Raw genomic sequence first — 12,001 nt, 5'->3', positions numbered from 1 at the left:
AAAGTTATTCTTTTTTAGGTTATCTCAATGATTTTAAAATTAGCACATGCTAATTTTTAGAGTGTAATCTACTAATAGCTATTTTTCGTTATCATTAGAACCCACTTCTACATTAACTGTTTTACAAGCTTTTGGGTCGTTAAAAATATGGCATTTCGCAAACTTAGTAATGGCATCACCAATATTGGTTCCGCTTCTTTCTTTATCAGAACATTTAAACATCCCTTCTCTATACCCTTCTTTATACTCTGCAGAAACTGACGAGCTTAACACAGTATTTAAAGAATGAGTAAATGAAGTAGAGTTGTAGGCTGTTCTAGTTCCTTCACTACAACCATTTTGGTAACCTAATTTCCATGTTTGCCCAGTCGGTGAAGTTTGTCCAAAACTGTTAATAGCTAAACAAAACCCTAATAAAAACAATACTTTTTTCATATAAATGATTTTTTAATAATTATATCACAAAACTATTGACTTATTACTTTTATTATTTCACCCATTAAGGGTGATTTTATTCAAAAATCAGATAACTTAACTAACTTAATGCATTAACTTACATCTAAATCTCAAACTTAATTCTAACACCAAAACACACCTCTATTTAAACCCATTCTAAATATTTAAGAAAACAATTCGTAAAGTTTGTTCAAGTACTGTCTTCCCCTTAAATTTGTGTTATTATTTAATCAATAAACAAAATAATGAGCGGATTACTAAAATCTTCTATCGGAAGAAAGTTTGCCATGGCACTTTCGGCATTCTTCTTGATGTTTTTCTTATTACAACATTTTGCAATTAACATAACTTCGATTTTTCCAGATAACGGAGCTACATTTAACAAACTGTCGCACTTTATGGGTACAAATCCGTTAATTCAATTCGTAATGCAACCCATTTTAATTTTTGGTGTAGTATTTCACTTTGTAATGGGATTCATCTTAGAAATTAAAAACAAGAGTGCTCGAGAAGTTAGCTATGCTAAAAATAATGGAGCTGCAAACTCTACTTGGATGAGTAGAAACATGATTTACAGTGGAGCTGCTATTTTAGCTTTTATTGTATTACATTTTATTGATTTTTGGTTTCCAGAAATCAACACTAAGTTTATTCAAGGAGATTGGAGTGGGTTACACGATGGTGAGTTTAGATACTTCCATGAATTACAACATAAGTTCTTAAGCCCAATTAGGGTTGCTGTCTATATAATTGCTTTTGGGTTCTTAGCACTACACCTATTACATGGGTTTAATTCTGCATTCCAATCAGTTGGTGCAAACAATAAATACACTAAAGGATTGAAAACTTTTGGTAAGCTTTACGCAATCTTAATCCCGTTAGGGTTCGTAATTATTGCATTATTTCATCATTTCAATCATTAATACGCAACAAGTATGGCAACTTTAGATTCAAAAATTCCAAAAGGTCCATTAAAGGATAAATGGACAACTTATAAAGATAAAATTGACTTGGTAAACCCTGCTAACAAGCGTTTAATTGACGTAATTGTAGTAGGAACTGGTTTAGCAGGTGGTTCTGCTTCTGCAACATTAGCAGAATTAGGCTACAATGTTAAGGCATTTGCTTATCAAGATTCTCCTCGACGTGCACACTCTATTGCTGCGCAAGGAGGTATTAACGCAGCAAAGAACTATCAAGGAGATGGTGATTCTTTTTACCGTTTATTTTACGATACAGTAAAAGGTGGAGATTATCGTTCTCGTGAAGCAAACGTATATCGTTTAGCTGAGGTTTCTGCAAATATTATCGACCAATGTGTGGCACAAGGGGTACCTTTTGCACGTGATTATGGTGGACAACTAGATAACCGTTCGTTTGGTGGGGTATTAGTATCTCGTACCTTCTATGCGAAAGGGCAAACAGGTCAACAGTTATTATTAGGAGCTTACTCAGCAATGAACCGTCAAATTGCTCGTGGTAAGATTGAAATGTTCAATCGTCATGAAATGCTAGATTTAGTTATTGTTGATGGAAAAGCTCGTGGTATTATTGCTCGTAACTTAGTTACTGGTGAAATCGAACGTCACTCAGCACATGCCGTAGTAATTGCTTCTGGTGGATACGGAAATGTATATTTCTTATCTACTAACGCAATGGGATCTAACGCAACTGCAGCATGGAAAATTCATAAAAAGGGAGCTTTCTTTGCGAACCCTTGTTATACACAAATTCACCCAACATGTATTCCGCGTTCAGGAGACTATCAGTCTAAATTAACCTTAATGTCTGAATCGTTACGTAATGATGGTCGTATTTGGGTTCCGAAGAAAATGGAAGATGTATTGGCAATTAGAGAAGGAAAATTAAAACCAACTCAAATTGCTGAAGAAGATAGAGATTATTACTTAGAAAGAAGATATCCTGCCTTTGGTAACTTAGTACCGCGTGATGTAGCATCTCGTGCTGCAAAAGAACGTTGTGATGCTGGTTACGGTGTAAATGCTACTGGTGAAGCTGTATATTTAGATTTTAAATCAGCAATTGAGCGTTACGGTAAAGAGCAATGTAAATTACACGGAATTAAAAACCCTTCACATGAGAAAATTATTGCTGAAGGAGAAAAAATAGTAGAGGCTAAATACGGAAACTTATTCCAAATGTATGAGAAGATTGTTGATAACAATCCTTACAAAACCCCTATGATGATTTATCCTGCAACTCATTATACAATGGGTGGAATTTGGGTAGATTATAACTTAATGACTACCATTGATGGTTGTTATGCTATTGGTGAAGCAAACTTCTCTGATCACGGTGCTAACCGTTTAGGTGCTTCTGCATTAATGCAAGGCTTAGCTGACGGATACTTCGTGTTACCTTATACAATTGGTAATTATTTGTCTAACGACATCCGTACAGGTAAAATTTCAACGGACACTAAAGAGTTTGAAGAAGCTGAAAAATCGGTTAAAGATCGCATCGATTTCTTTATCAACAATAAAGGAGAACATTCTGTAGATTACTACCACAAAAAATTAGGAAAAATCATGTGGGAAAAATGTGGAATGGCACGTAACGAACAAGGTTTAAAAGAAGCTATGGCTGAAATTAAAGCTTTACGTAAAGACTTCTGGAAGAACGTAACCGTTCCTGGAGCTGCAAATGAAATGAATCCAGAGCTAGAAAAAGCAGGTAGAGTTGCTGACTTCTTAGAACTAGGGGAGTTATTTGCTAAGGATGCTTTAGACAGAACTGAATCTTGTGGTGGTCACTTTAGAGAAGAGTCTGTTGAATTAGACGGCCCTCAAAAAGGAGAAGCAAAACGTAATGATAAAGATTATGCTTATGTTGCTGCCTGGGAATATAAAGGTGAACCGGCTGATGCTGTTTTACATAAAGAAGAATTAGAGTTTAACGATATTGAATTAAAACAACGTTCATACAAATAAGAGAAAATGATGAATTTAACACTTAAAATTTGGCGTCAAAAAAATGCAAGTGATAAAGGAAAAATGGTCGAATATAAGGTGACCGATATTTCTGAGCACATGTCTTTCTTAGAAATGATGGACGTATTAAACGAACAATTAGTAAACACTGGTGAAGAACCTGTAGCATTTGACCATGACTGTCGTGAAGGGATTTGCGGTATGTGTTCAATGTATATTAATGGGGAAGCACACGGACCAGACCGTGGAGTAACTACTTGTCAGTTACATATGCGTATGTTTAACGATGGTGATACTATTACAATTGAGCCATTTAGGGCTGCTGCATTCCCAGTAATTAAAGATTTAGTTGTTGATAGAGGTTCTTTTGAAAGAATTCAACAAGCTGGAGGTTATATTTCAGTAAATACTTCTGGAAATACTACAGATGCAAATGCTATTTTAGTTCCTAAGGAAAATGCTGATAAAGCAATGGATGCAGCAACTTGTATTGGTTGTGGTGCTTGTGTTGCTACTTGTAAAAACTCATCTGCAATGCTATTTGTAGGAGCTAAAGTATCTCAATATGCATTATTACCTCAAGGGCAAGTAGAAGCTACTGAACGTGTTAAAAATATGGTTGCTCAAATGGACTTAGAAGGTTTTGGTAACTGTACAAACACCGGAGCTTGTGAAGTTGAATGTCCTAAGGGAATTTCTTTAGAAAACATTGCTCGTATGAACTCTGAGTTCTTAAAGGCAAGTTTTAAAGGATAAAAATAAAATATTATACGAATAAAAAAACCGAAGCAAATGCTTCGGTTTTTTACTTTTTCTATACTTTATTTCCAAGTATTTTCAGCTTCTGTACCATTCCATATTACAGTTGCTAAATAAGGGTTATCAATAAAAGGGTTTCTGTTTCCTTGTTCGTTAGCAACAACATTATTACGTTGCTTTTCTAAGTTAGATACTGGGTCTTCTGCATTCCATTCTAGTAAAATAGTAACCATATTACTATCATAATCTGTAACTGATCCTATAGCAACATTTTTTGGCAAACATTGATTACCATAGCGAAGGTACATATACATCATCATACGAGCTACATCTCCTTTCCATTCATCTCCTGGGTACCAGTTTCCTGAAACATCCCCTGCATTTCCTAATCCAGATGCAAATAATTTACTTCCTCTTTGAGAATTAAACGTAATATCACATGGTCTTAGGTGATGTGCGTCTGCTCCTGGTCCAGATGTTCCTAAATTAGGGCTTCCTAATGATTTTGGGTATACATGTTCTCTATTCCATTGTGTCCCAGCAGTACCACCATTGGCATCTTTACTACGAGTTCTATCTGTTACATAGTTAGCGTCATTATCATCATAACCATAGATTAAAACAACTTTACTATCATTGGTAAGGTCTAAATCTGATTGTTTTAAAACATTCCAAACACCTGGTGTATAATCTAAAAAAGTATTATGACTATCAATAATTTCAGTGGCTAAATCATCTTTTAAAGATGTTCCTGTTAATGTAAAATCAACATTTTTATAATATTCTAATAATTCAGAAGGAATATTAAAACTTCCTGTATTGCCATTTGTTGAAGCACTAACATTTATTATTACTGTAGCAGTAGAGCAACTACTCGGAGTAATTGTGCTACAAATAGTATATTTAAAAGAATCTGTACCAACAAAATCTTGTGCTGGAGTATATTTAAAAACATTGTTGCTCTCAACAATAGCACCATTTCTCGCTGAGGTAGTTTCAAACGTTACTTTTACGTTTCCTGATGTATAGGTGTCATTAGTTAAAAAACTAGGTAATAAAGTCTCTTTATTCTCTTCTGCTTGAAAAGAATCGTCAACAGCAACTACTTTATCCTCTTCTGATGGCTTCACCACCTCACTATCATTACCTCCACAATTAATAAACAATGTTAGAATTGTTATTATTCCTACTACTTTCCTCATGACTCTCTCTATTGATAATTACTCTTTTTTATATTTATCATGTACTTTAGTTGGTACATTATCATTCCATATAGTTAAAATATCTGTAGCTACACTTGCACCGCTTCCTGCCGCAATTGCAAACTGACTTCTCCATCCAGCCAAAGTTCCACAAACGTATAACCCTTCTTTAATTAAATGATTAAAATTACGTAATTGGATTCTATCTTTTACTGCATTTGCTCTAATATGTCGTTCTACATATTGTTCTAAGCCAACAATTTCAAAGGGTTTAGAATAGTTTAGTGCTATGACGACATTTTTACTATAGTATTCCTTTTTATTTGTTACAACTTTATAACTACCCTCTTCTTCTGTAACCATCATAACTTTTTCATTTTCTATTTGTGCTACTTCAGGGTAAAGTTCCTTTAGTTGTTTTTTACCTTCTTCTAAAATATCTTTTCCTAGTGTTTCTGGAGACAACCCTAAAACATTATTAAATAATGCCTCTTGTAAATGAGAGGAACGTTGATGTGTTATTATAGCTACTTTTTTACCTTTTGCATAATCTTTGGTAAGTGCCGAACCTAAAACTAATGCACATTGCATACCAGAAACACCTGCTCCAACAATAAATACGTCAAAGATCATTCTTATGCTATTAACATTTTAAAATTTGCTGCAAATAACTTAACTGCGATTGCTAATAGAATTACACCAAATATTTTTCTAATAATTTTAATTCCGTTAGGTCCAATTACTTTTTCAATTTTAGAAGATGTTTTTAACACAATGTAAATTACAATCACATTTAACAAAACAGCTACAATAATATTTTCAAGGTTAAATTCAGCACGTATTGATAGTAATGTAGTTAAACTACCTGGACCAGCTATTAACGGGAAAGCTAGTGGAAAAACTGTGGCACTTAAAGCTTCTTCATCATCTTCTTTATATAATGTTATTCCTAAAATCATCTCTAAGGCTAGAAAAAATAAGATAAAAGCACCAGCTACCGCAAAGGAATGTACATCAATTCCTATTAAGTTTAGTAAACGTTGCCCTAAAAACAAAAATAAAATCATTATAAACCCTGCTATTACAGAGGCTTTTTCTGATTGAATGTGTCCTACTTTTTTTCGTAAATCAATAATGATAGGGATATTACCAACAATATCGATTACCGCAAACAATACCATAAAGGCTGTAAAAATTTCTTTGAAGTTAAAGTCCATAATTGCTATATTTTTCGCATGCAAAATTATGTAAGTAATGTTACAATCTAGTATTTTTGCCCTTAAATTTACGTGAAGTTACAGTAAACTTCCAATTTTAAATATAATTTATGTTTCAATTAGGAAAAACCATAGTTTCTGAAGAGCTTATAGAAAAAGAGTTTGTTTGTAATTTATCGGCTTGTAAAGGTGCTTGCTGTATTGATGGAGATGCGGGTGCTCCTCTTGAAAAAGAGGAAACAAAGATTTTAGAAGATATTTATCCAAAAATTAAACCTTTTTTAAGAAAGGAAGGTATAAAGGCTATTGAGAAACAAGGCACTTGGGTTACTAGTGATTTTGGTGAATTAGAAACTCCTTTAATTCATGATGCTGATTGTGCCTATGTTATTTTTGATGATAAAGGAACTGCTTTATGTGCTATTGAAGAAGCTTATAACAAAGGGATTATTGATTGGAAAAAGCCTATTTCTTGTCACCTATACCCTGTTCGTGTGAAAGATTATAGTGAGTTCGCTGCTGTAAACTATCATAAATGGGAAATTTGCGACGATGCTTGTTCTTTAGGTAAAGAATTACAAGTTCCTGTTTTTAAGTTTGTTAAACATGCTTTAATTAGGAGATTTGGTCAAAATTGGTATGATGAACTTGAGAAAGTGGCTGAAAAACATTTAAACGAATAGAGTATCATAAAAACAAAAAAAACGCTTTAAAAGCGTTTTTTTTGTTTTTATGATACTGAAGTTTAATTTACGGTAAAACTCCAAATTTGACCTATTGATTTAGCCCCAGAGTTGTCTTTGGTGTTAACCTTCCAGTAATAAGTTTTACCACTTTCAATACTTACTTCAAGTTTACTAGTACTTAAGTTTTCTTCTTTTAAAGTGGTTGGATTAGCATCTTCACCAAAATACACATCGTAAGTCAACGTATCAGCTGCATTTGAGTCAGCTCCTTTCCATTCAAGAGTTGCTATAGTTCCAGATACAGCTCCTTCATCTTCAGGCTTCAATAATTCAGCTGTAAATGGTGCTGTATTTGTTTCTCCTTCTCCTTTAGTATAAAAAGCAAATACATCTGACGGTTCACCTTCTTTACCTTTACTATCTACAGAGGTAACTCTCCAGTAGTGAGCTACTCCTTTATCTAAAGCAATGGTTATATTCGATACAACTGTTGTTTGAGTTTTAATGATATTCGTTAATTCTCTATTAGTAGCTATCTCAATTTTATAATTTATATTATCGCTATTAGGGTCTGTAGCATCACTCCAATCAAAAGGAATACTATTATCAATGCATAATAAATTTTGTGTAGGGTATGTTAAACTAACCTTAGTTGGTGGTTCATTAACAACTTCATCACCGCCTCCACTACTGCTTCCTCCTCCACAACTAAATAAAAGTAATGTCGTTGAAAACAATCCTAGTGTTTTTAGTACTCTTTTCATTATTTTATTATTTTAAAGGTGTTTGTTTGATCTGTTCCTAATTTCAAGATATAAATTCCTGATTTGAATTTACTAAAAGGAATAGATAACTCATTACCTTGTTTGTTAATCTTATCTTTTATTATAACTTTTCCTGTAAGGTCATACACCATAACATCTATACTTGATGCCGCATCATCAGGAACCAATAGGTCAATAGATTCTGAAACAGGGTTATTCTTAAGGAAAATATTATCAATAACCGTTTTGAATTTTCCTTCACATTCTTTAGCTGTTTTAACCTCTAAAATACCACTTCCTTGAACATTGATATCAAATGTTGAGCTATTAAACGTATTAATAAGGTTTCCATTTAAATATACGTTATAAGGTGCTGTACCTGAGGTAACATTTACTGTATATCCTTTAGATGAATTATTTTTAGCAACTTTTAATGAAACTGGACTTGTTTCTTCAATAGTAACTTCGAAACATTGTACATAATCGTCTCTGTCATTAACTTTAACACATACTTCATATGCCCCTGGTACTAAATCTGAGAATGTTGTTGATTCTGTTGTTAATTCTTTTGATAAATCTGTTGAAGTTCCTTTTACTGTAACTGTGTAGCTTACAAAAGTTTGTTTAACATTAACTGTTATTTTTCCATCATTTTCATCTGCACAAGTTTCTGATGTAGTTTTGATAGAAATATTATCTGGGTTTTCGTAGCTAGTATCACAAACGTCACCTACTCCATCATTGTTTCCATCTGCTTGGTTTGCATTTGCGATATTTGGACAGTTGTCTACATTATCCATTACACCGTCTCCATCAATATCTTGACAAGCATCTCCTATTCCATTATTATCAGCATCTGTTTGGTTTGCATTTGCAGTGTTTGGACAGTTATCATTAATATCTAAAATACCATCTCCATCAGTATCTTGACAAACATCTCCTATTCCATTATTATCAGCATCTGCTTGGTCTGCATTTGCAGTGTTTGGGCAGTTATCTACTCCATTTAAAACACCATCTCCATCTTCGTCTCCGTCTGAATCAAATGTAAATTTTCCAGAGAAAACACCTCTTCCATAGGTAGCAGCAAATACAGTATTATCATCTCTTAAGTCTAAATCTAATACAGGTACATTGCTCATACCATTATAAGACTGAGTCCAAGTAGGTGAGGCATCAGTAAAATTACTTGTCTTCCAAACACCTAAATCTGTTCCTACAATTACTTCATTTTTACTCAATGGATTTTGTAATATTGCTTTTACTGGGATATCAGGTAAATCTCCTTCTTTGGTTACCCAATTTGCTCCTCCATCAGTAGAATACCAAACATTATTTACACCGTAATTATGCATGGTAACAAAAATTTGATTTTCTGTTTCTCCAAACTCAATATCAGATATCGAACCAATAAAATCAGGTCCTGTAATATTAGACCATACTCCTGTTCCAGCTTCAGCATTTTCTACTTTAAGTAGTCTCCCGTTTTTTAACCCTACAAATAATTTACTTGATTCAGTTGTATAAGGTGAGACTTTTAATGCTGATGGATCAGCATCCATTAATACATTTGTTAATAATGCTTTTTCTACTAAACCATCTATTAAAATGTTTGAATACCTTCTAATTGCTGAACTAAAAGATGAAGATGAGTAGTTTGAGTATAAAATATTAAGGTTTGAATCTAATTCTTCTTGGTTAATAAAATCTCCATTAGATGAGTTCTCATCATTAATAGTAATCCATTTATCAGTTGTATAGTTGTACAATGAAATTGATCGATTATAAACATAGTTTGTTATAAAATATTTATCGGTTCCATCTGTATCAAAAAAGCTTGCTGCTCCGTCTCCTCCTGATGCTCTAACTGAGCTATTAATTCCTTCTATAGCTTCTTCTACTAACTGAGTACCGTTGTCTTGTGCTCCTGCTATAAAATATTCTTTTCCTCCAAAAGCTGTTGTTGGAGCAACTCCTAAAGTATAAAATTGTAATGTATTATAATTATTGTTTCTTGCATCAATATTTCCTCCCGAGTTATTAGAAAAATAAACCCCTCCATCATTACCAAACACCATTCTGCTAGAAGAAGCAAATGCTAAACCATGTTGATCTGCATGAACGTTTTGATACCCAAAACCTCCATACCAATGAGATAATTGATTCCAGCTAGCTGCCCCATCAGTTGATTTAAATAAATCTATCCCACCTACATATAACGTGTTTTCATCATTTGGATCTACCTTAATCAGCAGGTCATAAAAAGCTTGTCCTCTTGTAAAGTCATTAGCATCTGTACCTGTATCTGCATCGTTTGGTAATGCCATTTCATTCACTGTAGTAAAACTATTGGTTGTTTTCAAAATCTTAACTGGTGTATCTGAATCATTTATTTCAGCCAAAACATATACAGTTTCTGCATTAGTAGGTGATACTGCAATTTCTGTTCTACTTCCATTTACAATTGAATGAACTAAGTTAAAGTCATTACCGTCTGTAGATTTAAAAATAGCTCCTCCTCCATCTGAAAAAGTGTAGCTACTTGATGTACTTAAATAAATAGAATTGTCTGAAGCAACTTCTAAATTATTTGGTTCATATGGATTTCCTCCTGAAGTTTTTGGAAGGTTTATTTTGGTGAAATTTGTACCATCAATAGATTTATAAACACCTAAACTATCTCCTCCTAATGAAACTCCTCCTGTATATCCTGCTTCTCCAACTGCAACATACACCTCTGAAACACCAGCATTATTTCTTATCACTATATCATTTATATGTTGTATACCTGGAACTATAGTTGAGTTAGTAGCCTCATCGTTTAATTTTGTTAGTGTTCCATTAACAGATGTTGAAGATAATTTATCAATAATAGTATCTCCTATGTCTTGGTTTATCATTAATGAAGGAATAGTAACTGCATCTGCTCCGTCACCTGCTGCCATATTAAAAGGAGGTGTGCTTTGATTATTTACTATAATAACAGCAACAGCTCCTGCATCTTGAGCATTTTTAGCCTTTGCTGAGAAGTTACAAGTTCCTCTTCTGATAACTGCTATTTTTCCATTTAGTTCAGCTGCATTTGTAATAGCTTCACAACCGTCTTCGGTTGGAACTGTTCCATCATTAACTAAAACTAAATCTTTTGTAATTGGTGTTGTAATATCACCCCCAAAAGCAGTTGTTAATACAGAAATGTAATCTCCAGCTATTTCTGCAGGTAAATTAATTGTTAATTTAGAATTTGTATCTAAAAAGCTTTCTCCTGTAACTCCCCCTAGTATTTTCGTCCATGAATTACCTCCATCAGTAGATTTCCATAAACCATTTCCGTTTACATCTCCATTTACATAAGACTCTCCTGTTCCTACATAAAAAGTTTTTGAATTATTTGGGTCTACTGCTATACAAGATACTGCTAAATTCTCAGGGATTCCTATACGAACCCATTTAGAATCTGAGTTTGATATGTTTGTGTTCTTCCATAAACCACCACTAACACCTCCTGCAAAAACAGTTTCATTGGTAGCATCGTTTGGGTCAAATAAAAGTGCTCTTGTTCTACCTCCAACATTATCAGGTCCTCTTTCTACCCATGCATTATCTGCATCTCCAGGCACTTTTTGTCCTGCTTTTCGTTTGTTTAAATCCTCTTGAAGCTTATAAACATTTTCTTTGTGTGTTCTTCCCGTACTAGGATTAATTTCACTCAGGTACTTTTGTTCAAAATAAGCATTTGGTGGTAACCCTAGTGCCTTCCTATTTTTCTTAGGAAGTTTTCCTGTTTTCTGAAAAGGGTGTTCTTGTAAAAATGTTACATGCTGTTTTCTTAAGTTATCAGTATTTGTTTCATTACTAACTGAAATCTTAAAAATAACACTGCAAATAGCTATAATTAAAAAGCTAAAAAAAAGTATTTTTTTATTCATAATAAAAACTGGTTGATGAATACTATAACAGATAATT

The 12,001-nt window shown here is 33.4% G+C and carries 10 protein-coding genes; 4 read left to right on the top strand and 6 right to left on the bottom strand.

All coding sequences use genetic code 11. From position 1 onward, the window contains the following. Positions 1–78: 78 nt before the first annotated feature. Positions 79–435 carry a hypothetical protein gene (locus ACKTSW_RS12455; protein ID WP_408025573.1) on the bottom strand — a complete coding sequence of 119 codons (357 nt, stop codon included), beginning with the start codon at positions 433–435 and terminating at the stop codon, positions 79–81. Positions 436–701: 266 nt separating this feature from the next. On the opposite strand from ACKTSW_RS12455, the gene ACKTSW_RS12450 reads away from it, so the two are divergent. From ACKTSW_RS12450 to ACKTSW_RS12440, 3 genes are read left to right on the top strand one after another with little or no spacing between them, the layout of a single operon-like run. Next, positions 702–1,379 carry a succinate dehydrogenase cytochrome b subunit gene (locus tag ACKTSW_RS12450; RefSeq protein ID WP_408025572.1) on the top strand — a complete coding sequence of 226 codons (678 nt, stop codon included), beginning with the start codon at positions 702–704 and terminating at the stop codon, positions 1,377–1,379. A gap of 12 nt (positions 1,380–1,391) precedes the next feature. Next, positions 1,392–3,407, top strand: coding sequence for a fumarate reductase/succinate dehydrogenase flavoprotein subunit (locus tag ACKTSW_RS12445; protein WP_408025571.1), 2,016 nt, complete (start codon positions 1,392–1,394; stop codon positions 3,405–3,407). A gap of 9 nt (positions 3,408–3,416) precedes the next feature. Next, complete coding sequence (locus ACKTSW_RS12440) at positions 3,417–4,163, top strand: succinate dehydrogenase/fumarate reductase iron-sulfur subunit (RefSeq protein ID WP_408025663.1); 747 nt, start codon at positions 3,417–3,419, stop codon at positions 4,161–4,163. 65 nt (positions 4,164–4,228) lie between these two features. Here the strand turns inward: ACKTSW_RS12440 and ACKTSW_RS12435 are convergent, their stop codons facing one another. From ACKTSW_RS12435 to ACKTSW_RS12425, 3 genes are read right to left on the bottom strand one after another with little or no spacing between them, the layout of a single operon-like run. Next, the gene (locus ACKTSW_RS12435; protein WP_408025570.1) at positions 4,229–5,368 is read right to left on the bottom strand and encodes an endonuclease; all 1,140 of its coding nucleotides are present in this window, start codon (positions 5,366–5,368) and stop codon (positions 4,229–4,231) included. Positions 5,369–5,386: 18 nt separating this feature from the next. Then, entirely contained in the window at positions 5,387–6,001 is a 615-nt protein-coding gene (locus ACKTSW_RS12430; RefSeq protein WP_408025569.1) for an FAD-dependent oxidoreductase, read from the bottom strand. Between the two features lie 2 nt (positions 6,002–6,003). Continuing rightward, on the bottom strand, positions 6,004–6,585 hold the full coding sequence (locus ACKTSW_RS12425; RefSeq protein ID WP_408025568.1) for a MarC family protein: 582 nt from the start codon (positions 6,583–6,585) through the stop codon (positions 6,004–6,006). A gap of 110 nt (positions 6,586–6,695) precedes the next feature. Between ACKTSW_RS12425 and ACKTSW_RS12420 the strand changes: the two genes are divergently transcribed. Further along, positions 6,696–7,268, top strand: coding sequence for a DUF3109 family protein (locus ACKTSW_RS12420; RefSeq protein WP_408025567.1), 573 nt, complete (start codon positions 6,696–6,698; stop codon positions 7,266–7,268). Between the two features lie 62 nt (positions 7,269–7,330). On the opposite strand, the gene ACKTSW_RS12415 is transcribed toward ACKTSW_RS12420, so the two are convergent. Both ACKTSW_RS12415 and ACKTSW_RS12410 read right to left on the bottom strand, forming a co-directional pair. Continuing rightward, entirely contained in the window at positions 7,331–8,035 is a 705-nt protein-coding gene (locus ACKTSW_RS12415; protein WP_408025566.1) for a fibronectin type III domain-containing protein, read from the bottom strand. Beyond that, positions 8,035–11,964: a thrombospondin type 3 repeat-containing protein gene (locus ACKTSW_RS12410; protein WP_408025565.1), complete on the bottom strand. Its 3,930-nt coding sequence runs from the start codon at positions 11,962–11,964 to the stop codon at positions 8,035–8,037. The genes ACKTSW_RS12415 and ACKTSW_RS12410 overlap by 1 nt, the downstream gene beginning before the upstream one ends. Positions 11,965–12,001 lie beyond the last annotated feature (37 nt).

It is taken from the genome of Tenacibaculum sediminilitoris, assembly GCF_964513795.1.
GTDB lineage: Bacteria > Bacteroidota > Bacteroidia > Flavobacteriales > Flavobacteriaceae > Polaribacter > Polaribacter sediminilitoris.
This window is presented reverse-complemented; position numbering and strand designations above follow the sequence as displayed.